This is a genomic window from Rhodococcus sp. MSC1_016 (assembly GCF_023667485.2).
In the GTDB taxonomy this organism is placed as follows: domain Bacteria; phylum Actinomycetota; class Actinomycetes; order Mycobacteriales; family Mycobacteriaceae; genus Rhodococcus_F; species Rhodococcus_F oxybenzonivorans.
On record NZ_JAMOZI020000001.1, the window covers coordinates 293,738 to 318,815 of the forward strand.

Annotated in this window: 21 protein-coding genes; 10 read left to right on the forward strand and 11 right to left on the reverse strand. The window is 60.8% G+C overall.

Annotated elements, in window-relative coordinates:
* Positions 1-46: 46 nt before the first annotated feature.
* From L1080_RS01355 to L1080_RS01365, 3 genes are all read right to left on the reverse strand, one after another.
* The gene (locus L1080_RS01355) at positions 47-1,180 is read right to left on the reverse strand and encodes a BTAD domain-containing putative transcriptional regulator (protein ID WP_308202210.1); all 1,134 of its coding nucleotides are present in this window, start codon (positions 1,178-1,180) and stop codon (positions 47-49) included.
* A 332-nt stretch (positions 1,181-1,512) separates the two neighbouring features.
* Entirely contained in the window at positions 1,513-2,145 is a 633-nt protein-coding gene (locus L1080_RS01360; protein WP_250776906.1) for an LppU/SCO3897 family protein, read from the reverse strand.
* Between the two features lie 895 nt (positions 2,146-3,040).
* Positions 3,041-3,529 carry a hypothetical protein gene (locus L1080_RS01365; protein ID WP_250776907.1) on the reverse strand — a complete coding sequence of 163 codons (489 nt, stop codon included), beginning with the start codon at positions 3,527-3,529 and terminating at the stop codon, positions 3,041-3,043.
* A 560-nt stretch (positions 3,530-4,089) separates the two neighbouring features.
* Between L1080_RS01365 and L1080_RS01370 the strand changes: the two genes are divergently transcribed.
* From L1080_RS01370 to L1080_RS01380, 3 genes are all read left to right on the forward strand, one after another.
* Positions 4,090-4,446, forward strand: coding sequence for a hypothetical protein (locus tag L1080_RS01370; protein ID WP_250776908.1), 357 nt, complete (start codon positions 4,090-4,092; stop codon positions 4,444-4,446).
* A gap of 96 nt (positions 4,447-4,542) precedes the next feature.
* Positions 4,543-4,986 carry an SPW repeat protein gene (locus tag L1080_RS01375; protein ID WP_250776909.1) on the forward strand — a complete coding sequence of 148 codons (444 nt, stop codon included), beginning with the start codon at positions 4,543-4,545 and terminating at the stop codon, positions 4,984-4,986.
* Between the two features lie 780 nt (positions 4,987-5,766).
* A complete protein-coding gene (locus L1080_RS01380; RefSeq protein ID WP_250776910.1) occupies positions 5,767-7,938 on the forward strand; it encodes an acyltransferase family protein in 2,172 nt (723 codons plus the stop codon).
* Between the two features lie 742 nt (positions 7,939-8,680).
* Here the strand turns inward: L1080_RS01380 and L1080_RS01385 are convergent.
* From L1080_RS01385 to L1080_RS01410, 6 genes are all read right to left on the reverse strand, one after another.
* Positions 8,681-9,868: a TerC family protein gene (locus tag L1080_RS01385; protein ID WP_250776911.1), complete on the reverse strand. Its 1,188-nt coding sequence runs from the start codon at positions 9,866-9,868 to the stop codon at positions 8,681-8,683.
* Positions 9,869-9,946: 78 nt separating this feature from the next.
* Complete coding sequence (locus tag L1080_RS01390; protein ID WP_250776912.1) at positions 9,947-10,108, reverse strand: hypothetical protein; 162 nt, start codon at positions 10,106-10,108, stop codon at positions 9,947-9,949.
* A gap of 145 nt (positions 10,109-10,253) precedes the next feature.
* Entirely contained in the window at positions 10,254-10,436 is a 183-nt protein-coding gene (locus L1080_RS01395) for a hypothetical protein (RefSeq protein WP_308202211.1), read from the reverse strand.
* A 352-nt stretch (positions 10,437-10,788) separates the two neighbouring features.
* Positions 10,789-12,234: an O-antigen ligase family protein gene (locus tag L1080_RS01400; RefSeq protein WP_250776913.1), complete on the reverse strand. Its 1,446-nt coding sequence runs from the start codon at positions 12,232-12,234 to the stop codon at positions 10,789-10,791.
* Entirely contained in the window at positions 12,231-12,455 is a 225-nt protein-coding gene (locus L1080_RS01405) for a hypothetical protein (protein ID WP_250776914.1), read from the reverse strand. Before L1080_RS01405 ends, L1080_RS01400 begins: the two co-directional genes overlap by 4 nt.
* A gap of 1,213 nt (positions 12,456-13,668) precedes the next feature.
* A complete protein-coding gene (locus L1080_RS01410) occupies positions 13,669-14,172 on the reverse strand; it encodes a hypothetical protein (protein WP_250776915.1) in 504 nt (167 codons plus the stop codon).
* Positions 14,173-14,617: 445 nt separating this feature from the next.
* Between L1080_RS01410 and L1080_RS01415 the strand changes: the two genes are divergently transcribed.
* The 7 genes from L1080_RS01415 (at position 14,618) to L1080_RS01445 (ending at position 23,144) form a co-directional block, all read left to right on the forward strand.
* The gene (locus tag L1080_RS01415; RefSeq protein WP_250776916.1) at positions 14,618-14,986 is read left to right on the forward strand and encodes a BRCT domain-containing protein; all 369 of its coding nucleotides are present in this window, start codon (positions 14,618-14,620) and stop codon (positions 14,984-14,986) included.
* A 1,050-nt stretch (positions 14,987-16,036) separates the two neighbouring features.
* Entirely contained in the window at positions 16,037-17,557 is a 1,521-nt protein-coding gene (locus L1080_RS01420; RefSeq protein ID WP_250776917.1) for a sugar transferase, read from the forward strand.
* A gap of 72 nt (positions 17,558-17,629) precedes the next feature.
* A complete protein-coding gene (locus tag L1080_RS01425; protein WP_250776918.1) occupies positions 17,630-18,772 on the forward strand; it encodes a glycosyltransferase in 1,143 nt (380 codons plus the stop codon).
* Positions 18,766-19,461 (forward strand): acyltransferase, encoded by a 696-nt coding sequence (locus tag L1080_RS01430; RefSeq protein ID WP_250776919.1) that lies wholly within the window; start codon positions 18,766-18,768, stop codon positions 19,459-19,461. Before L1080_RS01425 ends, L1080_RS01430 begins: the two co-directional genes overlap by 7 nt.
* Positions 19,462-19,466: 5 nt before the next feature.
* A complete protein-coding gene (locus tag L1080_RS01435) occupies positions 19,467-20,621 on the forward strand; it encodes a glycosyltransferase family 4 protein (RefSeq protein ID WP_250776920.1) in 1,155 nt (384 codons plus the stop codon).
* Between the two features lie 113 nt (positions 20,622-20,734).
* Positions 20,735-21,706, forward strand: a complete 972-nt coding sequence (locus tag L1080_RS01440) for a glycosyltransferase family 2 protein (protein WP_250776921.1) — start codon at positions 20,735-20,737, stop codon at positions 21,704-21,706.
* Between the two features lie 298 nt (positions 21,707-22,004).
* Positions 22,005-23,144 (forward strand): polysaccharide pyruvyl transferase family protein, encoded by a 1,140-nt coding sequence (locus L1080_RS01445; protein WP_250776922.1) that lies wholly within the window; start codon positions 22,005-22,007, stop codon positions 23,142-23,144.
* On the opposite strand, the gene L1080_RS01450 is transcribed toward L1080_RS01445, so the two are convergent.
* Both L1080_RS01450 and L1080_RS01455 read right to left on the reverse strand, forming a co-directional pair.
* Entirely contained in the window at positions 23,129-24,442 is a 1,314-nt protein-coding gene (locus L1080_RS01450; RefSeq protein ID WP_250776923.1) for a lipopolysaccharide biosynthesis protein, read from the reverse strand. The genes L1080_RS01445 and L1080_RS01450 overlap by 16 nt on opposite strands.
* Before the next feature lie 23 nt (positions 24,443-24,465).
* Complete coding sequence (locus L1080_RS01455; RefSeq protein ID WP_250776924.1) at positions 24,466-24,984, reverse strand: CatB-related O-acetyltransferase; 519 nt, start codon at positions 24,982-24,984, stop codon at positions 24,466-24,468.
* Positions 24,985-25,078 lie beyond the last annotated feature (94 nt).

Sequence of the window (25,078 nt, forward strand, 5' to 3'; positions counted from 1 at the left end):
CCGATCGGTGTCAAAACGTGCACGTGTCTGGAATGGGGAGGCGCTGCTATTCGACCACGATCTGGAATTCGAGCTCGGTGTCGCCGATCCGAATGATGTCGCCGTCGGTGAGCCAAACGCTGTCGACGACGCGGTCGCCGCGCACGTAAACCCCGTTCGAGGACCGCAGGTCCCGCAACACGAAGTTCATCCCGGTGTCCACGATGATCGCGTGGTGGCGACTGACCTTGCTCTGAACGAGCACGATGTCGTTGTCGGGCATCCGGCCGATTCGGACTCCCGCCGATCCGATCCGAAAGGCACGGCCCTGACGATCACGCAGCTGCGCGGCCAGGGCGCGTTCGAGCGTCTCGAGGACGGTGACCGTGTGGGCGGCGGTCGCCTGCGCGGTCTCGACCACCGCCAACAGTTCCTGCCGCAGGATGCGGCCCTCCAGTTCCAGCAGGTCACGGCCCGGATCGATGCCGAGTTCCTCGGCCAGGTTCGATCGCAGCCGGCGACACGCGTCGAGGGCGTCGGACTGTCGACCACACACGTACAGCGCAGTGATCAGCTGACCCCACACCGGCTCACGAAGCGGGTGTACGGACGCGAGGGACGCCAACTCGGGAATCACCGCCTCGGCGCGTCCGAACGCGATCTCGGCTTCCGCGCGGGCGGCGAGGGCTGACACCCTCTCCTCCTCGATCGCGGCGGCAAACGTCTCGGCGAACTCCAGATCCCGGAGATCGGCGAGTGCCGGGCCCTTCCACTCGGCGAGCGCGGCGGCCAGGTGCCCGCTGGCGTCCTCGAATCGCCGCGCGGCGGCGGCCTGGATCCCGGCCCTCTTCCCGGCGAGGAATCGTCCCAGATCACAACCCTGGTCCGGCACGATGAGCCGGTACCCCGGCGGCACGCTGGCCAGCACCGCCCGGGCATCGATCCCGGCATGGCGCATCATTCGGCGCAGATTCGAGATGAACACCTGCAGGCTCGCCCGGGCCTCGGGTGGCGGCCGATGATTCCACACCCTGTCGGCGAGGGCATCGGCGGACAGCGGGTAGTTGCGGTTGATGATCAGGGCGGCAAGGACGGCACGCTGCTTCGGCCCACCCAGCGATGGGGCGATCCCGTCGATCGTCATCTGCACCGGGCCGAGCACGTCGAAGTGCAGTCGGGTCCCGGGCTGTGTGCCGTCCACTACACCGATGACCCTACCCCGCCGGCGTCCTTCGTCGGGGGTAACCGGGGTAGACCTTCGCGGCGCCGATCGAGACCTGTCCGCCCTGTCCCGCGGACCGTGGTGACCGATCCCCGGACATGGTGAAGTGGTGTGACGGATCAGCGACGAGCCCGTTGGCGGTGCGCGCGAAACTGAATGGCCCGGATTTGTGCAGAGCGATCGTTGATCAGGGGCGAGACGAAGCCTCGGGCCGGAGGAGGGTGCGGTGTCTTCTCGCCGGCTTACGGGCCAGCCGTCGAGGCCTGTGCGCCGCGAATCAGGCACGAGCTGCAGGGCAGGGCCTGCGCCGATCAGCCGTGCGCGTCGACGAGGCAGTAGGTTCTCTTCGGGTCCTTGTCGTAGACAGCCACTTTGATGGTGTCGATCCCGACACATTCGGACTGATCGGCTGTGCCGTCGGCGCGGCTCGCCACTTTCACCACGGTGGGCGACGATCCGCACGGCGCGGGAAAGTAGCGAACCTCGCGTTCGATGTCGTAGCAGGTATCCGCCCGTAGATTCGGCATGAGACACAATGTTCCGACTAGATGGTATGAATCGAACTCGCTGGTGTAGTCCTGGAGGGGTTGGTTGGTGTACCCCTTACCGCAATACGCCGATCCGGGAAGCTTGTTCACGATTTCGAAGGTCGCCTCCACATCGGAGCAGTCGCGTTCGCCGGATTCGATTTCCGACTCGGTATTACCGGAAATCTGCAGGATCCGGATGCAGTCGCCGATGGCGAGGACGGGCCTCACCTCGCCTGGCGTCGAGAAGACAACGAGCGCGACGATGCCGACCGAGACGACGACCACGGCGAGTCCGAGTCCGACGACCATAGCGAGTCCGACCACCCTCACCATGCGCGGCAATGGGCTCCCCGGCCCGGGCCGCGCCCCGTCGCCGGGTGGCCACTGTTGGTGACCGTGCAGTGGGCGAGTCACGAAAACCTCTTCGGTGGGGGTACCTGTGCGCCGTGCCAGCGGAGGGCGGCGGGTCTCGAAAGGTCTTCGTGGATCCGCCCAACCTCTGTGGTCGGTGTGCGGCAATGTGTGAAGTATACGGCTACGAACTCGATCGGGTCGCGAACTCGGGACCGCCGTTCGGGCAGCCAACCGACGACGGCGGGCGGTGCGGCGGGTCGGTTGCCCCAGCAACCCCGGGATGCCCGTCGAGATCGACGAACCCGGTATCCCACCGGTCGCCCCGCCCACACCGCCCGGCCTGGGTGCGGTACTCGCACCGGGCTTTCGCGGCGAGTCTCCTCGATGCCGAGGAGGCTCGGTGCCGGCTCGCTCGGCACGCGTTCGGGTGAAGCGGTGACAGCATCGGGCGCACCGTTCGATCGATGGGATCGACGGGTCTGCACGCGAGCCCGCAACTCACTGTGCCGGTCTACGCGCAGATTGCATCGTGGCCGTGCTGCTAGCGGACATGCCAACCTCCCTGTAGGTGGACACGTTCGTCCCTGCTGACGGACAGCTGATCTCCCTGTCGATGAACATGGGGCCGTCGGCGTCGCGTTCGATTTTCGTTCTCGGTGCATCCGGGCTAATTGAGGGCTAATTCTGATCGCGATCAAAGCACGCTGGCTTCCTGCAATCGGTTCCCTGATTGCAGGAAAATGGTCATTCTGAGCGCGCTGAGGAAATCGTCGCGAGGGGCCGAGAGTGAGGCACGGGAGATAACTTGTACCGAACTGCCACCGATCGTGCCGCAGCCGGTCGTTGCGCAGGCCGACCCATCGATCTGATCCGGAGCGGGTACTCCAAGAGGTGTCGGCTCCCTGGCCCACCCGCCCTTCCTGCTCGGTGCCTCGCCCAGCCCCTCGAGCGGGGTCTACGGGACCTGGAAGACGCCGAACCCCGAGCTCACTGGGACGTGATCACCCGAACGCTGGGCGGAGGCGACGACGTCGGCGGTCGCTGTGACGATGCCGCCACCGGTGGACACCGTCGCAGGGACATATCGGCACCATTCGTCCGGGGTCTGGGCCCGGCTGTAGTCCCGCGGCACACGTCGGATCTCGGTCGTGCCCGCGTCCCCAGTGGTCAGGTTTCGCCAGTTCACCGTCACGTCAATGCAGTCGATAGTGGTGATCGAGATCGTCGATGGCGGCCCTGTCGTGAAAGTCACCGACCCGGGTGCCTCCGCCGTCGCCGACGGCGTGATGAGCGCCAGCGTGGGCACGTAACACCGAAATCCCACCCCGCATCCCGAGCGGAACGTCACCGGAATTTGAAAGGCCGTGGTCGATGCGACCGGAACCGCCGATGGGAGCGGGACCGCTGCGGCGGACGAGCCGAACGCCACGGTCGAGATGGCCACGGATCCCACCGCCACGGCGGCGAAGCAACGGTGAACCGCTAGACAGCGCATGGGCGCGACCTTCCAGCTCGGGGGCCCGGATACATCCAGTTCACCACATCCGCGTGTCCGCTTTGCCCGAAACCTAGTCACTCCAGACCATTCACACTGTTGTTGTCCTGTGCCAGCGAATCGTCCTTGAAGCCGGCGCCTGGACCTGGGGTAAGGAATTTTGAGTGGCGAACCTGGTCTTCGTCAACGCTGCTGTTGGACCGGGGGACTCGGAGGATTTCGCCATTGGATCCTGCTTGAACTGGCGTTCTCAGCAGTCGGTTACTCGGGCATCCCGACGGCAGCAGCCCTGGCCAGGACGGCCCTGACTGGTTTCCGGTGCGTCCCAGGTCGCCCCGGCAGTACCAGTGCGGACTCTGCCCGTTCGATCGTCGGTCGATCGGGGGACGAAGAGTTCCACCCGAATGGCGCCCGATCGGTGGACAGACGCCAGCCGGCAACGGCGGGAGAGTTGTGCCATGCGCTAGCGCGCAGCGGATCACTCACCCTCGTGGACAGGAACACCCGTCATGGCACCCATTTCCGATATCCGGGCGGCGCGGTGCCGTCGGTCGCGGCGCGTGCTGTTCGTCGGTAGCCCCACTCGACGTTCGGACGTGTCGCAGTGGGCGATGGTCCGGCAGTGGGTCGTTCTTCAGGGACTCGAACCCATCCGGTCTTTCGGCGACGACGTGCTCTGCGTGATCGTGACCGAGGACGTGCTCGACGGCCGATGTTCGTCCGCGGAGTCGCTCGTCGTGCGGCAGGCTCGGGACAACGCTGTGCCCTGCATCAGCGTCCACGACACCACCACGATCTGGCACACCACGGCCCGGGTGCGAGCTCGTATGTCGCTTTCGAACGGGACGCCGCGGGAGGGTGCGTGAAACCGGGTGTATTTCCTGTTCACAGCGGTTTTGGAAGGTTTCGGCGCGGGCACTCCCACGGTGGGGAACCGTTTCGTTCTTGGAGGTGAATGAGTCATGTCGACGACATCCGGAATGTCGATCGAGAGACACCCCGACATTGCTGCATTGCGCGATCGCTACGACAGAGTCGCGGAAAGGCCGGTCACGCAGGTGGCCGAGGGTCTGATGTTCATCGCGGCGCTGTATGTGGCGGCGTCACCGTGGATCGTAGGCTTCGGCGATCAGATGGGGCTGGCGATGTGCAACCTGATCGCGGGCATCGCTGTTGCCCTGCTCGCGGTGGGATTCACATCGGCGTACGGCCGCACCCACGGGATGACCTTCGTCGCGCCGTTGCTGGGTCTGTGGATGATCGTCAGCCCGTGGCTGGTGGCCGACGTCAGCACGACCACAGGCATGATCTGGTCGAACGTGATCGGTGGCGCCATCGTGTGCCTGCTCGGCCTCGGTGTCACAGCGATGGGGATGCGCGAAGACCGCGGAGACCGCATGAAGTAACTGGTCGACTACGTACGAAAGGAAACTCGGAGGCAGCGCCCGCCCACTAACGGCGGGCGCTGCCGCCTGTGTGGGGGCTTCTCAGAGCCGCCGGCGGAGGAGGCTTCGCGCGCCGCGCTGCGGCCCTCGTGGTCCTGCCTCGAGGAATCCACACGCCGCGATCGCCAGGGCGGCGGCTGAGAGCAGGTCTGACATGGTCAGTCCGTGCGACGGGGTCACCACCAGAGAATCCGACCTTCGAGTTGGCCGGTGCCGAATATCCAGAGCACGGCGGCGACGACGGTCGCCGTGGCCGGTACGCCTGCGCTTTACGGTTGAGGAACGCGTCGTGGGTCCGCGCGGGCGCGGTTGAAACGTCTACCGAGACGTCCTCCTCCCGCTTGGTGTTCGCGCACTTCGGGATTGCATCAGTCGTTGTTCCTCCGTTGTTAGCTTGATGAGCAAGATCTACTTCTGCAGTCACAAAAACGGACGTCCGGACTACATCTCGCTGATCCGGCCAACGCCGCATTAACGGACACGTCGGATTAATCGGAGCTGAGCAAGGAAGGGCGCACTCCTACAGTTTTTGCAGTACCAACCACCGAACTCAGACATTGGTGCAGCGAAGAGAAGTTCCGTTCATGCTCAGCGCTCGGGGCCGGACGCCACCTTGCCGTACTCGATTGCCACCTTGCCGTACTCGATCGCCACCTGGAGTTGAACAGGTGAGCAGTGTCATCGCCGTCTATATTGCTAACCATCCCTCGGAAGTGGGGGCGGGAAACTGAGGGGGGCTTCATGGTTACCGTTTCGGGCTCTGCTGTGTTACACCCGATCGTGAAACGGCGTGTGAAGACGAAACCAAGGTCCAAGCAGCGACTCGACATCCAAGGCTTGCGCATGCTGGCAGTCATGCTTGTCCTGCTCGATCACCTCTTCGGGTGGCCGCGTGGTGGATTCATCGGGGTCGATGTATTTTTCGTGATTTCCGGATTTCTGATTACGGGGCAGCTACTCAAGACCCTTGATCAAACGGGTCGCATCTCCTTCTCCGATTTCTACCGAAACCGTTTGCGGCGAATCTTTCCGGCAGCCACAATGGTTCTAGTGGGTACGCTTATTATCGCCTATCCAGTCTTTTCGGCCGCGCGGTTTAAGTCCGCAGTTGTCGATGGCGGATGGGCGTTCGCGTTTATTGCGAACTGGCGCTTCGGCCTTGAGGGCGCGGATTATTTCAACTCTGATCGACCAGTCTCTCCATTTCAGCACTACTGGTCATTATCTGTCGAGGAACAGTTTTATGTCGTTTGGCCTATAATAATTCTACTAGTCGGTTTGTTAGTCACCCGAAAATCGTTGGCTAACCGAGCGCGGGGCATAATCACCGCGTCTGTGATGTGTGCCATCATTGCAATTTCATTCACCGTGGCACTCATGCAATCGGCCACTCAACCGACGTGGGCATATTTCTCGACGTTTACCCGCGTGTGGGAACTTGGAGTTGGTTCCCTTCTCGCGATCTGTCTCAAGTCGCTCAATCGGATGCCGGACCGAGCACGCCCTTACTTCGCGTGGGCCGGTATTCTCGCCATCGGCGTCGGCGCCTTTGGGACATCCGAATCAAGCGGGTTCCCTGCCCCTGCAGCCGCTCTCCCGGTTATGGGTGCAGCTCTGATAATTAGCGCTGGCGTGAACGGCGATCATCGATTCCTGCAACCCATCACCAACCGTGTCAGCGTCTACATAGGTGACATCTCATATTCCCTGTATCTAGTTCACTGGCCGATCATCGTTGTCCTGGGCGCGCTGATGGAAGAAGACATCTACTTTTATGCCACCGCACTCGCTTTGACGTTCGGGTTCTCTATCGCTTCCTATCATCTCATTGAGAATCCAATCCGTCGCTCGAACTGGCTAGTCCCGAGCGGCCTCCAAAAGCCGATGAAGAAAAAGAGGTTCGGGAAGCGGATCGCATTCCCCGTTGTCACCCGGACGGGCCCGGCCCAGCACGCCGGGATTGCCGCACTCATTCTGGTGACTATTGGACTTTCGATATATGCCGTGCGACCTGTCGAAGTAGCTGCCGTACCGGATCGAAAACTTTCCTCGCCGTTTCACGCGGAGAATGAAGCGGCAGGCGCCATATCGTTAGGACCCGCGGGTACAGCTCTTGCGCAGCAGATTGATGCAGCGGTTGGCATGGTCGAGTGGCCTGAACTGCAACCATCCATGGACGATGCGATAGCGGGATTGAAGGCAATTCCGGAGGCCATCGCGTGTGGGAGTGTCTCCACCAGTACTATTCCGACGTGCACGTGGGGTGACCCGGCTGCACCGAGAGAAATGATGGTTCTCGGAGACTCCATTGCTATGTCGTATATGGGTCCGCTGAAGAAATTCGCAGAGAGTAGTGAAGGACAATGGAAGGTTCAGAGCGGAGCTACGGCTGGGTGCTCATTCGTTGACATTACAGTCCCTCTAAAGGACGCCGCAGTATCTGCTGCGTGCCCCGACCGCAAACGTGACGCGATTCGCACTGTGAATGAGATACGTCCCGATGTGGTTGTGATCTCGAATATCTATGGTGGATTCCCGCCTGAAGAATGGTCTGCCGGTATTCGACGTCTCACCGACCAGTTCGCAGAGAACGTTGGGAAAATCGTGCTTCTCAGCGCCCCGCCGGCGGACGTCAACATCGCTGACTGTTACACGCGCCTCAGCAGGCCTACCGACTGCATCAGCCGTGTCACGAGCAGCTGGTTCGAGCGATCCGCAGCCGAGGAAGCCTTAGCTGCCTCACTGAATGCGGTCTATATCGACACGCGACAGCTTTTCTGTACGCCCGATAATTATTGTCCCAGCTTCGTTGGAAACACGCCTATGAAATCAGACTCCGCGCACATCACTCCTGAGTACGGGCATCTGATTGCTCCCGCGCTCGCAGAATGGTTGAGGAATGCCGGATTATGAGGGCCGCGCACCGACCAATTCCGGTTGCGTCAGATTTTGAAGCTTGATTAACTGAGATATGCCTTGGTCGTATGGTGGCGTCCATATCGATGGGGCCCGTAGTTGTGAAGAGTCGTCCTCGCGATAACCGTGGAGACAATCTTTTCCGTGGTTACGTGTCGTTATATACGCATGCGAAGTCGAATCTGCCGGGTGGATTGACATGGGCTGGAAACGGTCAGCAGGCGGCTTCGATTGGTCAACACGTTCAACTTAATTGACCACTGTCTGGTGACCACAGGCGCCGCTCCTCTGTTCTTTGAGACTCATGTCCTCGCCGTGGGATGGTTCGACGGGGGTGCGCTCGTGGTTTGATTGGTGCCGAACTCAGCGATAACAAATGCCCGTCGGGCGTGGAGCATGACGTACTTGTCACACTTGAACGAATGTGACTTCGTCACATCCGCCTTACCTGATGAAAGGCGCGGATTAAGGCCGGGTTCACGATCCGAGGTCGCGTTGATGTGGAATCAGGAGCACGCGGGGCGGACGTAGCACCCGAAATGCTCTTACTACCACCCGCGGGTGCTCCTACTTCGCCCAGCGGTCATAAACCCACGTTACGTCGCTCACCCTCGACGGCCTGGATAAATGTGACTCGTGGGCGTAGTTTCCGGTCGCGCGCGCGAGGTAATGCTCACCGAGGCTTGCATTCCACGACGGACGAGGTCTGCGTGTGACGGCGATAGCAGCAATGTCCTTTTCACCGATTCAGGAATGCGTCGTGATCGGCATGGGCGCGCTTGATGAGATCCATTAGGGCGGTCTCCTCGCGCACCATCTTCTTGAACTTGGGGTCGAGGCTCTTGAGCTGCTGCTCCTCCTTGACCAGCTTGCTGTAGATCCGTTCGCGCTCTTCGGCATCAGCCGTGTAGTCGAGATCGACATAGTTCGTTGCATGGCGGCGGGCGCCGGCGATCGCCGACTGGGCCCTGCCCTTCTGACTCGACAGAGAGGCGATGACGGTAATTACCAGGACCCCGATGATCACACCGAGTGACACCGTGGTGCTCACTTCCACCACGTCGACGGGCTCGCCGTCGTTGACGAACGGCAGGTTGTTCTCATGCAACGCGTGCAGGATCAGCTTGACGCCGATGAAGCCGAGGATCGCCGCCAGCCCGAACGAGAGGTAGATGAGACGGTCCAGCAGCCCATCGAGCAGGAAGTACAGCTGCCGAAGGCCCATGAGGGAGAACACGGTGGCCGTGAAGACGATATAGACGTTCTGGGTGAGGCCGAAGATCGCCGGAATGGAGTCGAGGGCGAACAAGATGTCGGTGCCACCGATGGCGACCATCACCAACAGCATCGGCGTCATGGCCCGCTTGCCGTTCTCGATGGTGAACAGCTTGTCGCCGTCGTAGTGCTCGGTGGTGTGCATGAACTTCTTCGCGATCCGAATGATGAAGTTGTCGGCCGAGTGGGACTCCTCGGACTCGGGGCGAAGCATGTTGCCGGCGGTGATCAGCAGGATGAGGCCGAAGAAGTAGAAGACCCAGGCGAACGAGTTGATCAGCGCGGCGCCGAGGAAGATGAACGCGGTGCGCGCGAAGATCGAGAACACGATGCCGAACAGCAGCACCTTCTGCTGGTCTTCTCGTGGCACCCGGAAGCTGGACATGATGATGAGGAAGACGAAGAGGTTGTCGACGGAGAGCGCCTTCTCCGTCACATAACCGGCGAAGTACTCCGACCCCATGGTGGTGCCACCGAAGATCAGGACGACCACGCCGAAAAGAAGCGCGAGGCCCACGTAGATCGACGACCAGATCGCCGCTTCCCGGAGCGTCGGAACGTGGGCGTGGCGGACGTGGAAGAAGTAGTCGAACGCGAGCAGAGCGACGATCACGACGATCGTCAGGCCCCAGGCGAGCGGAGTTACATGCATCGTCTCTGCCTTCCAGCCGGGAACGCGGTTGCTGCTCGTCAGCCTAACCGCGGACCACCCGGTCGGCAGGGACGTTCGTCAGGCGACCTTGCCGTCGGGTGGTTCGGTCTCGCGGCCGTCATCGGACGCCGGCGTGGGGCGTTCGCGCACGTCCTTCTGCGCCGCCGCCTTGCCGATCAGTATCGCGATCGGAATCGACAAGACGATCCACGCCGCTACTGCGCCGATAATCCACCACACCGCTCGAGTATGCGATGCCTATTGGGGAAAGCTGAGAGCGCAGCGGCGCACTATTGCGCGTGCGAATCGCGTGGTTGAAGGGCCCGCTGGGCGGCGGGTCAGAATTCGAATCCGGCGGTCATCAGCCCACCGAGCCCGATCAGGGTCACCGCGGCGTCGACGCTCGTCCGCCCCTCTTTCGCCCCTCCTTCGCCCAGTAGGCGTCTTCCAGGTCGAGTAGGAGCGCCAGTTCGTCGACGATGAACGCCACAGCCGCGCCAAACGAGAGCGCCACGGCGGGGTGGTGTCGCTGCTTGTCGGAACCACGGACGGCAATGGCACCGATCATCCCTAAGGTGCCATGCCGATGTTGTAGTGATGAAATGGTGCCCGCCGAGTGTCATGCTGCGACTACTGGGGCCATGGCCGTCCTTGATCCAGTGCGTCAGCGCCCGCACCGCGCAGAAGGCGGCGGTGAACGAACTCCATGCCCAGACGGCCGACCTCGCGCCGGGGCCATGGTGGCCCAACAGTCCTGCGGCTACCCCAAGTGAAAATCATGGCCGCAACAACGCTGACTCTCGACCGCAGCGCAATCCATGCTGATGTTCACGGGCGCATCGGCAACGGTATTGACACTCCCAGCCTTAGTGTTCATCGTTTGCATCTAGCACCTAATCGAGAACAAGGGCTCAGCAGCGTCACACTTGCCACGTCTGGGCGCCGACAACATGAACACCACGACCGCGGTCACCACGATCACGGTTGGCAGCGCTGCTCGGGTCGTCGACGACGGCGGCCACCGGACCGTCATTTGACGCGGAATCCTTGGCGAGACTAAGGGCGATCATTAGCCAGAAGTACGCGAAGAAGAACGGGCTGCACGCGGTCGAGATGATCAGGAACCCGGTCAGGATGGCGAGGCGTCGCTGCCGCGAGTGGCTGCTGCCTCGCCGCCACACCAGGAACACTGCAACCGCGAGGATCACTACCCCGACAATGCCCACGTCGTAATAGGTTTGCAACGGCAGGTTGCCGATGTACGCCGCTTTCTGGTGCGTTAGGTCGGTTGGGTCAAGGTGCCGCTGTCCGTACGAGTTCGTGCCCATCCCGAGAAGGATGCTCCACCCCTGCGGTTCACTTGAAGCGATGTCCCACACGTCGTAGCGGTACACGGCGGTGTCATTGTCGAAGCGAAAATTCGAGAGCTTTCCGACGATCTGCTCGTACGTCTCCGGGTCGAAAAGCCGCACCGCCCATGCTCCGGTCGCCACGGCGAGCAACACGGGCAGCACTCGCCCAACCTTGCGGCCACGGAACGTGAAGAAAATCAGCGCCCCGACCACGACAGCAATCACGGCTGCACGCGTGTTCGTCATAATAGTCACGCCCGATCCGACAAGGATCGTCACCCACACAACCCAATGCAACTTGGTTGTCGACGTGATGGCGATGAGTAGCCAGATCGCGCAAATGCCCGCGAGGATGTTCGCCTCGAATGCTATGCCACTAGCACGGGCACCGTAGATGCCGTCTGTGTAGCCGCCCCAAGTGCCGCCGGCCGAGATGACGAACCATCCGACGAGCCCAGCGAACACGTTGACGGTGGCACCGATGAATAGAAGTCGATACAGCTTCTCTCGACTTCTACCCCAGCAGGCGAGGGCGAGCACAAGGACCGTGAAATTCGATAGATACCAAATGACAATGCGGAGACTCTCAGCCGGAACGTTGGCGAATATGATGCTGCTGATCGCGTTGAGGGCGATGAACGCTAGGAGGAGTAGAACGACCGGTTCACGGAATACCCGTTTGACTTCCGTGATGCGGCCGTTCAGCACCGCCGAGAGCACCGCTGCTGGCATGAGCAGAGTGTCGATGCGGGTGTTGATCCCGGCGACGGGCAGCATGAAACCGGTCCACATTGATGCGAGGACGATGGTCGACATGACGACCTCGAACCTAAGGTTGGCGAAAACGACCACCGCGAATAGGTAGATCAGCGCGAGCGGGTAATTAATCCCATCGGGTGTGAGCATCTTGAAGGCGGAAGCGCTCGCGCCCAGTGTGACCAGCCCGGAGACTGCGTAGAACCGCCATGAGCTGTCACGCAGGTGCGCGGGGGCTCGATCCGCCTGCCAGGTCATGGTCGGTATTCCGTTCGATCGTCCAGGAATACCGAGTGCTGTGCTGCGGTCAGCAACATCGTGCCCAGGTAGAGCAGACCACAGCAGGTTGCAGCCGCGGCAACGCCGAAGTTGAGGATGAATCGTGCCGTGTCCATATCGTAGAAGACGCGATTTGCGGTGGTTACAAGCACCACGGCAACGATTGCGGCGGCTCCCGCAGTGAAGGCGAATGTTCGCATGCGCTACATCATGCCGTACCCTCTGGTGCGTTCGCCTATCGAGCGATCAGACGCCCCTCGCCCATGAGCACATCCGGTGCCCCACACGACGAATGCCCCAGCTTCGGCAGGCTTAGTTCTTTCGTCCCGTCTGGACAACTGAATTACATTGTACGAGATTGTTACCGAGCGCACCCGTCGTATCGAGGGGTCCGATCGGAGCGCCGGCCACATCGAAGCAACCACCCCCTTGATGCCTGCACAAGTTGGACATTCGCGCGACATTCGACCTCCGTGACAACGGCACGCCATCGTAGGATTACTGGCTGGACGCTATGCGATCATTCCGGCCGCAGCTATCGGCGTCGATCATCTTGCCGGTGCAGTTCGTCGAGGCTTAGTCGGTGGCGCATGCACCCGGCAATTGACGGGTGCAGCCCATTGATCCACTGGGGAGAGCTGATCGGTGAATGGGTATGGGTAAATAATCGGCGGGCATCGAATCGTGCCGACTGCATAGCGAGTTCTGCGCCGAGGCGCCGAATATCGGGATTGCGGCGTCCGGCGGCTCGCTCGGTGCAGCTTGTTGACAACTGAGAAGAACTGATTTCGGCCGAATTCGCGTTAGGCGCTTACCGTAACCACCGGCTCGCTCATATGGTCGTGCGCCTGACCGACGAATCGATCTGTAACTCCTCGGGTGGACCGCGGCCATCCCGTCGGCTGTTCGCTGAAAGCAAGTGGAGCCCGACTCGGTCAAACGGATGAATACTTTGTGGAGCGTAATAACATACTGCAGGTTCAAATCGCGCCCCGCTGTCCGCCGCCTGAACCGGCTCGCGGGCCGCAGCATCCAGATCCGGTCTTCTTTCCGGTAGTTTCTCCGTTCATCGGCACGTGAGTAGAGCCGATTAGGGGACGGGACGATCTGCAGCGCCGAGTCGGCTGTAACGTGTTGCACTGCGCCACATAGCTGTTGCGGTTGCGATGTTCGGCTGGTCGTGTAGAAAGAACGAGTGCCCGGCAGGGTGCAAATCGAAGGTTCTCCCCCTAAACGCCTCGACAGGAGCAAACATGTCTTCAGCTTTCGGCAGCCTCACGGAACTGGTCACCTTCCTCGCGCAGTTCCTCACCTTCGGGTCAGAAGCTGGATCCAGCGGCGCATAAGGCAGCATCTTTCTGAACTGGGGCTCACAGAGTGGGCCCCAGTTCAGGTCTTGTGGTGACACACGGGTTAGGGCCTTGCCATCGCGCGCTGGGCGGCGGGCCAGAACTCCAGTCCTGCTGTCATCAGCCCGCCAAGACCGATGATGATCACTGCCGCGTCGACACTGGTACGTCCCTCCTTGGCCCAGTACACGTCTTCCAGGTCGAGTAGCAACGCCAGTTCGTCGACAATGAGCGCGAGTCCGGCGCCGTACGACAGGGGGACGGTCGGATGCCGCCGCTGCTTCTCGGAGCCGCGTACCGCGACGGCCCCCACGCCCGCCAGTGCGCAGATCCCGAGATTGTAATGGTGAAAATGGCGGCCACCGAGTGTCATCCCGCCGCTGCTGGGCCCATGCCCGTCCTTGATCCAATGGGTCAACGCACGTACCCCACCGAAGGTCAGAGTGAACGCGGTCCAAGCCACGACGGCGGACTGCTCGCTGGAGTCGAGGTTCTTCCGCCACGCGATCCGTACCCTCTGTAGTCGGGTCCGCTTCGGAGCAGTTCTGTCAGGACGATTTTCGGTCACGAAGTTGATCGTGCCACCGGCCTGCGGAGATTGCCTTTCGTTCGGCTCCGTCAGTTCGCGTATGGCAGCCACTATTCGAGGTTTGTAACAAAATGAGACCTAACTAGGTAGTAAGTCTCGTTTTGGCAAATAAACAGACCGGACGTATGTTTATCGGCATACTGGACGGCATGTGGTGGGTCATAGGAATAGTCGTGATATGGGGACTCGGCGCGATACCGCTTGCCGTTCTGTTCGGTTCGGCGGCGCGACTGAAGGATGAGCGTGAGTTGCCCCGAGACGATCGAGTGGCATGGTGGTCGTCGGTTGATTCGACGACAAGCCGAGCACTCCAGCATGGGGCTTGATTCCGGTTAACGCACGCCGTCAACGACGACGTATATGTTGGCGGCATACCCAGCCCTCTGCTGCGCCGTGGAACTTGCTCGTCGAAAGGAACCTCACCATGACTACTGTTTCCCGGATAGAGGTGGCACGGGCTCGACGATCCCGTTTTGTTCTGTTTGTCGGTAACCCGACAAGTTATCTCGAAGTTACCCAGTGGGCGAAGCTACGGCAGTGGGTTACGGCCCGCGGTTTGAAACCGATACGGGAACTCAACGGTGACGTCCTCTGTGTAATCGCGACGGTCGACGTCATGGATGGTGTCGGGTCTGCGAAGGATTCCGCGATGATGCAACGTGCGCAGGAGGCCGGCGTTCCCTGTGTCGGCGTCCAGGAGACCAGCCGCATCTGGGAGCTCACCGCTCGCGCGCGAGCGCGCATCGACCAGCCCCTTCGTGACGGCCCGCTCGCCCGTCACGAAGGGGCTTAGAAGCCCAACGACGGGTGTTCCCAGCTTGACCGGCCTGGCTCGTGAGAAGCACGTGGCCTCATGCCACCGTCTGGTCTGGCGGATCGTGTCGGTGATCATCCTTCAGCGGGGCCGGCTGCTCCCGCACATCCTTTAGCCGGGCCGCTCGGCCGAGCACAATCGCGAGCGGTACCGACAAAACCACCCACAGCACCACCGCAGCCCCTAAAATCCACCACCACACCCTTCGAGTATGCCCGCGCTTGGACGCTCGTCAAAGACTTCGCGCCTGTGCATATCCTGTGGAAACTCTGACTGGACGGCGAAGCCGTCGTACGCGCTGGCCCTCCGCCGTCGTCCTGTCGACTCCACTAGCCCCGAGCGACGCCGACGGTAACCCACGGGGGCCAATCCGCACGGTCCAATCTGCCGCGGCTGTTCTTCGTCGATCGTAAACAGAATGAGAACCTGTTCACGGTCGCAGAACGTGAACAGGGATCGGTTTCGAACGCTGAACGCGGCGGTGAACTATCTGAGACGCGAAAACACAAACATAGACGCCGGATTGGCAGCCGCATCCCGTTCATCGTCTGCAAGCGCTGCTGTGTTCCATTGTCCGCGTGCGCAAAGGAAGGGCGGACTAAGCTCAATCCCGGCTACATGTGCCGCGCTCCGTCGGCGGGTATCTGTTTTCGCATTCTTGGGCGATCGTCCAAGAATCCTCCAATAAGCCTGGAGTCAAGGGTATTTAGACTCCTACTCGCGAGTAGACAGGACGCAGCGGGTGCGAAAGTTCCCTTACCGCTTGTGATTCGCCTCACAATCCGCAGCGATGCAGCGCGATTCTGGCGCGGCTCGCGATAACCAAATCGAGTTGACCAGCACTTTTCTGCTCGGATCACATTGCCGGGCCGATCTGGGTGCAGTCCGCGCTCGATAGGTAACGGACGGGCCATGGGTGCGATCATCTAGACGGCAGCAATCCGGGGGGACGGTTTCTCTTTTTCCGTCACACATCACAAGTCATACGGGCTGCCGACGCGCGTAACGGCTTCAGGTGGAAGGTGTGCGATGGTTACGGCATTCAATGTGCCCCTCAGCCCCGCAGTGGGTGTGGAGGGTTCGGCGACTGCGCCAGGGGCCGGAAGGGTCGGCAGTCGCAGGGACTGGCAGGCAACCTACATTCGACGACTGAGAATTTCGGACACCCTGATCGTGATCGCGGCCGTTGCGATCGCGCAGTGGGTTCGGTTCGGAGACCGTGAGGTTCTGGCGTCGTCGAGTTCGATCCCGGATCTCAGCTACTCGTTCATCTCCGCGGCACTGATCATGATGTGGCTCGCCACCTTGGTGATCTTCCGAACCCGCACAATTCGTGTGATCGGGAGTGGCCCGGAGGAGTACCGACGAATTTTCTCCTCGACGATTCGTCTCTTCGGTTTGATCGCGATTGTGTCCCTCCTGTTCCGAGTTGACTTGGCGCGTCTGTACCTCGGCATCGCCTTTCCGGTCGGATTGGCGGCGCTTGTCATCAGCCGGTGGTGCTGGCGACGTGTAATCGCGCGCAAGCGGGCGCAGGGCGAGTTTCAAACCTCCGTGCTGGTGGTGGGTGGCGAGCGAGCGGTTCGAAGCCTCGCGGAGTCGTTCTCGCGTGGTACCGCCGATGGATACCGTGTTGTAGGTGTTTGCACACCCGGCCGTGGCGTCGAGTGTGGGCGGAGCATTGTGGTCGGTGGGCGCGAAATACCGATACTCGGCGACGAACGGCACGTATTGAGCGCCCTGAAGTTCTGCGGCGCAGACACCGTGGCAGTCACGGCCACCGAACATCTTGGTCATGATGGGATGCGCGCGCTGGCGTGGGCGCTGGAGCCTCACCATGTGGATTTGGTGGTAGCCCCCGGGATGATGGATGTTGCTGGGCCGCGCCTGTCGATGCGGCCGGTGGCCGGCCTTCCACTGATACATGTCGAGAAGCCTCAATACCACGGGGCACAGAAGTTCATGAAGACCGGGTTCGACCTCGTCTTCGCCAGTTTGGCGCTGATCGCGATCAGTCCGGTGATGCTCGCGGTCGCAGTCGCGATCAAACTGACGAGCAAGGGCTCCGTGTTCTACAAGTCGGAGCGGATGGGGTTGGACGGTAAACCATTCCCGATGTTCAAGTTCCGAAGCATGGTAGTGGACGCCGACAAACAGGTTGCTTCACTGATGAAGTCGAACGAGGGGGCCGGCGTTCTGTTCAAGATGCGTGAGGATCCGAGAGTCACTAAGGTCGGTCGGATCATGCGGAAGTTCAGCATTGATGAACTCCCGCAGTTCATCAACGTTCTCCGCCGTGAGATGAGTGTGGTCGGCCCCCGTCCGCCTCTACGCCGAGAGGTGGAGACCTACGACGGAACGGTTCGGCGCCGGCTACTGGTCAAACCTGGGATCACAGGACTGTGGCAGGTGAGTGGCCGGTCGGACCTGTCGTGGGAAGAGACCGTGCGGCTCGACCTCTCCTACGTGGAGAACTGGTCAATGACCGGGGACGTACTGATCATTGGCAAGACGCTCAGGGCGGTGATCGCGGGTGATGGGGCTTACTAGCAATGGAGGCGACTGCGCGATCGACCCGGTGCGGAGGCGTCACACTACCGGACGTAGCGATGAGGAATGTGCATGACTCGGTCAGTAGCAATACTGGGAACACGGGGCTACCCGAGCTATTACGGTGGCTTCGAAACATTGGTCCGACGTCTGGCGCCGCACCTTGTCTCACGCGGTTGGGACGTCACCGTGTACGGGCGCAGAGGTTCCACGTTTGACGCCGACCCGGACCGGGATCCCCGTGTGCAAGTGAGGACGACACTAGGCGTCGAATCCAAGTCCGCCAGTACCCTGTCGTACGGACTGACGTCCACGGTGGACACAGCATTGCGTAAGCCGGATGTTGCGCTCGTCATGAACGTTGCCAACGGTTTCTGGCTACCGGCCCTGAGGATGCGGGGCGTGCCTTCCCTGGTGAACGTCGACGGAATCGAATGGGAACGGGCGAAGTGGAGTAAGCGCGCCAAGCAAGTCTTCAGGCAGGGCGCCCAGTTGACGGCCAAATATGCCAACGGTCTCGTGATGGACTCGCTCGAAATCCAGAGACGGTGGGAGACCGAGTTCAACCGTTCGGGAGACTTCATTCCGTACGGTGGCGATGCCGTCGACAGTCTCGAGGTCGTCGACGGTTTGACACCAGGTGAGTATGTGCTCATGGTCGCCCGGTTCGTGCCGGAAAATACAGTCTCCGAATTTATCGACGCAGCAGAGATCCTCAGCCGAAGCCACGATGTCGTCATAGTGGGCTCGTCTGGATACGGCGGGGAGCTGGATCGGAGGGTCGAGGAACTCGCCGGGCGATCAGCCCGTATCAAGTGGTTGGGGCACGTCAGCGACGACACGAAACTCTTCTCGCTCTGGCAACACGCCGGAGTCTATTTCCACGGACACAGTGTCGGCGGGACTAATCCCGCACTGGTGCAGGCTATGGCCTGTGGCGCTCCGATTGTCGCGCGGGACACCGTCTATAACCGAGAGGTGCTGAGGGATGCCGGACTGTTCGTCCGACCGGTTCCGGAGGACATAGCCGGGGTGTGTCTGAAACTGCTCGGCTCGTCCGGTGAACGGAAGGCCCTTTCTCTCAGAGCCCTCGAAGAGGCGAGGACCCGATACACGTGGGAGTCCGTGTGCGAGCGCTACGGAGAAAGTCTGGTCAACGTTCTCGACGCCTCCCAGCCTGGACTGTCTGAACTTCGTCGGGGGCGCTCATGCTGACCGCAGCTCTTAACTCATACATTTCCAATGCGAAGGGGAGTGACTACCGCATCGATCAACGGATAAGCTCAGGCTACCTCGTCGACTTGACCGTGCGTCGGCTGTTCATGAAGCTCCGGGGATACGCGAAATTCCCATTGCGTCAGCACAAGCCCTTCATCGGTCCGGGGGTAGGAATCAAGGGCCGACACCTGATCGACTTCGGCAGAACCGTGACGCTCGACAGGGGTTCGTACATCGACGCCATGTCGTCGCTCGGTGTTACCCTCGGCTCGAACGTGTCGCTGGGGAAGAACTCGCGAATCGAGTGCACCGGAAATATTCAGAACATCGGTCGCGGATTTCGCGCTGGCGACAACGTTGGTCTAGGCACCGACAACCTTTTTGGCAGTGCGGGCGGAATTGAGATCGGGTCCGACACGATTTTCGGGAACTACACCTCGCTACATTCTGAAAACCACAATATTTCCGACATCGATGTACCGATACGACTGCAGGGCGTGACGCGGCAGGGAATTCGGATCGGTTCCGACTGCTGGATCGGCTCCCGAGTGACGATTCTCGACGGCGCAACCATCGGCGATGGTTGCGTCTTCGCGGCTGGCTCTGTGGTCCCGGCCGGGGAGTATAAGTCGTACGGAATCTACGGCGGCGTACCCGCGAAACTCCTGCGCAAGCGGAAGGCCTGACACCGATGAGTGCAAAAACGATCGTCGTCGCGCATCCCTCACCCGATCTATATGGATCCGATCTGCAACTCCTCGAAAGTGTCGCTGCGATGGTCGACGCCGGGCACCGAGTACTCGTTGTAATCCCGGAGAGCGGGCCACTCGTCCCACGCCTCGAAGGCGAGGGCGCTGAAGTGCGGATCGTGCCGATGCCTGTTCTGCGGAAGTCCGCACTTTCTCCACTCGGGCTCGTCCGGTTGGCGTTCGAGAGTCTTGTCGCCTTGATTTCACAGATCCGTTTGCTGCGCGACGTTCGACCCGCCGCCTTGTACGTCAACACCGTAACGATTCCAGGTTGGATCCTTGGGGCGAAGGCTGCGCGAGTGCCGGTGCTCTGCCACGTTCACGAAGCCGAGGACGCCGCGCGCCGCGTGGTCCGAACGGGCTTGGCCGCGCCCCTACTACTGGCCGATCACATCGTCGTCAACAGCAACGCATCCAGGCTCGCCTTAACCGACGTCTTACCGCGGCTGGAACCTAAGATCGATCGAATTTACAACGGAGTTCCCATGCCGCCCGGTCCGATCGCGGCCACCGCCTCCGACGCCTGTGGGGACCACGCCAAACTGGTGCTCATCGGTCGGTTGTCTCCGAGGAAAGGAATCGATACGGCGATTGACGCGGTGCGAATCTTGCGACTGGATGGACACCAGGTCGAACTCGACATCTGCGGGTCCACTTTTCCCGGGTACGAGTGGTTCGAGGCCGATCTACGAAAGAAGGCATCGGAGAAATGCCTCACCGACGCCGTCTCATTCTCTGGATACGTCTCTCCGATTTGGCCGGCGTTGGAGCGCGGTGACATATCGCTGGTTCCCTCACGGGCAGAGCCGTTCGGAAACACCGCAGTCGAAGCGCAGTTGGCGGGACGGCCCGTGATCGTCTCTCGTATCCAGGGGTTGGTCGAAATCGTTGAGGATGGTGTGACCGGGCTACATTTCGAGGCCGGTAACGCACACGACCTGGCAGAGAAGATCCTTGCGCTGATGACCGAACCGAGCCTTGCTGCGAAGCTGTCGAGAAACGCGCAAAGGGCGGCACAACTCAATTTCGGGGTGGATCGCTACCGGAAAGAAATAGTGAGCACCCTCGGTAGATTGATGGGGAACACCAATGCGTAAGCACGCTCGCCTCATCACTTCCGAGGACACCGGTCATCGAGTATGTCAATTCCTTGTGACCGGTAACGACGCGCGGGAGGTGCGTGTTGGTCTCTAGCAACCCGGACTCGGTCGTGTCGGTCGTCGTTGTCACCTTCAACAGTGCTGCGGTGATCGAAAACTGTCTCATGCCACTGAGTAATCGCGACGACATCGAACTCATTGTTTTCGATAACGCCTCCAGCGACTCCACCACGGACGTGGTTCGGTCAGCGAGCCCGAAGGCAACACTTATCATTAGCGAGGAGAATCTAGGATTCGCGGGTGGGGTCAACGCAGCCGCCCGCGCATCGACAGGCAAGGCGATCCTGTTGTTAAACCCGGATGCAGTGATCAGCGCGGAATCCGTGCTCGATCTGTATCAATCGATGGAAGCGAATTCGCGGATCGGGATCATCGCGCCAGTCCTGCACCGGCCGGGACAGCACTTGCATGTCAGGGAAGGCGGCCACGTACCGACCCTGTGGCGCGTTTTCTGTCACTACACCGGCGTATCCCGGCTCTCCCATCGCTTCCGAATATTCGAAGGTGCCTACCTTCTGCACAAGCACGCCCTGACAACTCGCGAGGTCGGATGGGTGTCGGGTGCATGCATGATGGTGCGCGCGAGCACCTGGCGGGAGTTGGGTGGCATGAGCGAACGGTGGTTTATGTACGCGGAGGACGTCGAATTGTGCCTTCGTGTACGCGACATCGGCCAGAAAGTCGTCATGAACGCCGAGGTCTTCGGAACCCACGCTCTTGGCGGGAGTTCCGGAGACGCGGAGCCCAAGGAACCCGGAACGGCATGGATCGAGAATCTCTACGATCTGTACAGATGGAAGATTGCATCCACCCGCCTGGCCAGTATCAGCTGGAAAGCTACGGTGGCGTCAGGATTCGGCGTCCGAGCGCTGGCCTACCGTGCCCGATCGCGACTGAAGCCGGCGACGAGGGATTCGTCCTTGGTCGAAGCGAAGCGTGCAGAGATATTCGCTCTGACCGTCTTGCGGCAGGACAGTCGTTTGGTTCGGACAGGCTCCGCGGAGGAAGTGATTTCGCGATGAACTGGACGATGACGCGCGCGACCGGTCGAGCTCGACGCAGCGCATGGACTGAAGAGAAGGCTGCCCTCGGCGGAGTCTTCTTCCTCGCCTACGAGGTGAATGGGGGTATGCCTAAGTTAACGATACTTGCTGGCGCGGCTCTCATGTTCGGCCTAGCGATACGCCACCTGCGTTCCTGGCCCTATGTCAGCACGCCGCTGTATCTACCTCCGTGGTTCTATGGACGGCTCGCGGCACTCACCTGGTCAGCGTGCGGAATCGCCGACAACACGGCGCCATCGGAAGCGGTGGTTTCGTCATGACGACCTCGGGAACAGGGAGCGCAGATCGACCGTTCAAGATTTTGGTGTTGTGGGCGGATGGTGAATCGACCAACCTGGGATTGAGAGCCTTGGCCGAAGGCGTACGTGAGATCGCCTTCCGTGCATGGGGGACCGACTGCGAGATGGTCTTCCACACTCATGCGAGCATCGGGACTCCGTTACAGCGAAGAAAAGTACTGGCGGATCTCGGCAGGAGCCGCGGACCAGTCAAGGCTGAGATCGGTACGTACGACATCGTCCTCGACACCGGCGGTGGAGACAGCTTCACCGATATCTACGGACTACGCCGCCTTGTGCTGATGGCATACGTCCACAGGGCGGCAGAAAAGTCCGGTGTGCCACTGGTGCTTATGCCACAGACGATCGGACCGTTTCATAGCCTGCTAGGCAATGTGATCGGCACTGGCGCACTCAGGCGAGTGTCAGCGGTTTTTGCACGCGACCCGGTGAGTGCGGACTATTCGATGCGGCGCGGACGCCCCGTAGATGGAATCTCGACGGATATGGTTTTCGCGCTTCCGGTCCCGGAGGCCGGATCGTCCTCGGCCCACGATGTCATTGTCAACGTGTCTGGACTGCTGTGGAGGCCCAACAGTCACGTGGACTCCTCGAAATATCGAGAATCGACATTCTCCTTGATCGACGCACTGATCCAACGTGGGCGGGGTGTATCCGTGCTTGCCCATGTACTGGACTCCGATATGGCCGACAATGATGTTCCAGCTGCACGATCAGTGGCCGAGTACTACGGGTCTCGCGTCGAACTGCTAGTGCCTGGCGATTTATCCGAAGCGCGGTCACATATGGCGACTGCAAAACTCGTAATCGGGGCGAGGATGCATGCGTGCCTGAACGCGCTGTCGGTCGGCACGCCGGCGATTCCCTGGGCCTACTCGAGAAAATTCGAGCCGCTGTTGTCAGCTCTGGGATGGGATTCGAGCATCGATCTGAAGACTGTGAGTGATGCGGCAACGGCCACGATGGCAATAATCGATTCGCTCGATCCCGAAACGTTTCTGGAGCGGACCGCATCGCTGCGCGCTCGAAGCGACCAGAAGATGGACGATCTTGTCGCCCACATGCAGAGCCTCTTGACTCGTCAGAACATTTCGTAGTCGAACCTTCCACGCAGCACGATTGCCACGAAGTGCTTCACATCGCGCGGTCGGGGAACAAGTAGGCGTAGCGGCACTCTCAGTGAAATGACATGAAGGCCGGCTGCAGTCAACCAGCCAGCGGCCAAACCTAATGCCGCACCATCTGCGCCGAGTTGTGAACCGAAGAAAAAGAGGAATGCAACGCTGACTGCGAGCCCTGCCAGCTGATTCACCGTCATCCAGGCGCCCTTGTTCTGTGCTGCGAGGATCTGCGCCAGCACGTAACCGCCAGCGAGGAATACAGATGCCGACAGAGCAAGCAGTGTGGTGTCGACGGCAGGCACGAACGCTTGTCCGAATATCAGTGGAATGGCAATTGGCGCCGAAAGGGCGAGAACGACGGTCGGCACCGCGGCGGCAAGTACGGTGACCCGAAGCGCGATACCAGTCAACACCGAAGAGCGGCGGTCTACCACAGCGGCATCCTTGTATATCACCGCGGTCACGGTATGCGCGATGGTTAGGGGCAGACCGGCTATCGTTACGGCAATCGCCAGAAAACCCGTCTCGGCAGCTCCGATCACTCCGACGGCCAGGACTTGAATCAAAGTGACATTGGCTGTTTCGGCGATCTGGCTGCCCGAGTATGTGACACCCTCCCGTAGCATCCCTGGAATGGTCTCGCGCTTACCTCTGAGCGGAATGCGAGTTAGTGCAAGTCCGGCGACGAAGGAGCTAAACATACTGATGGCTGCGACGATCAGAATCCAGTCGAGGGTGAGTGACCCGGCGACCCAGCCGATGACGATTCCAGCCGTCAATGAAATTGGTTGTATGGACTGGACGATCGCGATGCTCCGGTAGCTCTGCTCGGCAATGAGTACGCTTTGGGTGCACAACGTTCCGATGAACAACACGGAACACCCCATCCCGACGATATAGAGAACCCCCGTATGAGAGTCGATGCCCGACAAAAGTGTCTTCTCGACGAGGATCCCGATGCCAACAGCGAACGGCACTGCCAGGGGAATCAGAAAGTACACCGCGCGCAAGGCCGGCGCGGCAGTCTCGTTCGCCGCTCGTCGCCGGACGACGAGCGGCAGGCCCGCTCCGAGAACAACGGGTGTCAGAATCATCGCGGCGAAACACGCGGCGTAGTAGCCCCTGCCTTCGGGCCCGAGCGCCCGTGCCACGACGGGCGCCGTGATCAGCGGCGAGAGTTGCACGAGAAGGCGCGACGCAGCGATTATGCTCGGCGAGTTCGCTATTGAGGACAGTTTTCCGCGTTCTAGCGGTGGGCTCGCGCGGTGCGCCATCTCATCGTTCCTTCTCGCGCAAGTCACTCGTCGGGAGAGTTGGAGTGGACCCAGTTGACGTACTCGGCGGGACGCATGTCCCATGGTTTCGTAGTCTCGATGAGGTTCTGTATTTGTTCATCGAAGCGATACTTCATGATTCTGGCCGGGTTGCCAGCGACGACCGCAAAGTCCGGGACGTTTCGGGTCACTATGCTGCCTGCGCCGATGACAGCGCCGTTCCCGATAGATGTGACGGGGGCCAGGATCACGGTATTGGCGCCGATCCACACATCATGACCTATAACCAGAGAAGTGCGGTCTACGTCGGCCGACGCCTCCACCATTCCCAACGTTGGATTGTAGAGGTACGGGTGCAGTCCCAACTTCTCGAGTGGGTGGTTGGCACCGAAACGTCTCACACCGGGTCCGATCGAGACATAGTTCCCGATAGTCGTCCCTCTATCGCATGATGCCGGGTCGAGTAGGGAGCCGTACGAATGATGGCCGACCTCCAATCCGTGGTGGCGGGAGAGGATTCTCCTGAGAGTCGGAGATTTCATCTCACCACCTTCGAGCTGCGCAATGAGATGGCGGATCCGCCGTTGGGCAGGCAATCGGGAGTACAGGGCGGCCAGTATTCTCGCTACCGGGTGT

Coding starts and splice junctions, on each gene's coding strand:
- L1080_RS01370 (WP_250776908.1), top strand. CDS start 4,090: ATGGCACCCATTTCCGATATCCGGGCGGCGCGGTGCCGTCGGTCGCGG.
- L1080_RS01375 (WP_250776909.1), top strand. CDS start 4,543: ATGTCGACGACATCCGGAATGTCGATCGAGAGACACCCCGACATTGCT.
- L1080_RS01380 (WP_250776910.1), top strand. CDS start 5,767: ATGGTTACCGTTTCGGGCTCTGCTGTGTTACACCCGATCGTGAAACGG.
- L1080_RS01385 (WP_250776911.1), bottom strand. CDS start 9,868: ATGCATGTAACTCCGCTCGCCTGGGGCCTGACGATCGTCGTGATCGTC.
- L1080_RS01395 (WP_308202211.1), bottom strand. CDS start 10,436: ATGATCGGTGCCATTGCCGTCCGTGGTTCCGACAAGCAGCGACACCAC.
- L1080_RS01400 (WP_250776913.1), bottom strand. CDS start 12,234: ATGACCTGGCAGGCGGATCGAGCCCCCGCGCACCTGCGTGACAGCTCA.
- L1080_RS01405 (WP_250776914.1), bottom strand. CDS start 12,455: ATGCGAACATTCGCCTTCACTGCGGGAGCCGCCGCAATCGTTGCCGTG.
- L1080_RS01415 (WP_250776916.1), top strand. CDS start 14,618: ATGACTACTGTTTCCCGGATAGAGGTGGCACGGGCTCGACGATCCCGT.
- L1080_RS01420 (WP_250776917.1), top strand. CDS start 16,037: ATGGTTACGGCATTCAATGTGCCCCTCAGCCCCGCAGTGGGTGTGGAG.
- L1080_RS01425 (WP_250776918.1), top strand. CDS start 17,630: ATGACTCGGTCAGTAGCAATACTGGGAACACGGGGCTACCCGAGCTAT.
- L1080_RS01430 (WP_250776919.1), top strand. CDS start 18,766: ATGCTGACCGCAGCTCTTAACTCATACATTTCCAATGCGAAGGGGAGT.
- L1080_RS01435 (WP_250776920.1), top strand. CDS start 19,467: ATGAGTGCAAAAACGATCGTCGTCGCGCATCCCTCACCCGATCTATAT.
- L1080_RS01445 (WP_250776922.1), top strand. CDS start 22,005: ATGACGACCTCGGGAACAGGGAGCGCAGATCGACCGTTCAAGATTTTG.
- L1080_RS01450 (WP_250776923.1), bottom strand. CDS start 24,442: ATGGCGCACCGCGCGAGCCCACCGCTAGAACGCGGAAAACTGTCCTCA.
- L1080_RS01455 (WP_250776924.1), bottom strand. CDS start 24,984: ATGAAATCTCCGACTCTCAGGAGAATCCTCTCCCGCCACCACGGATTG.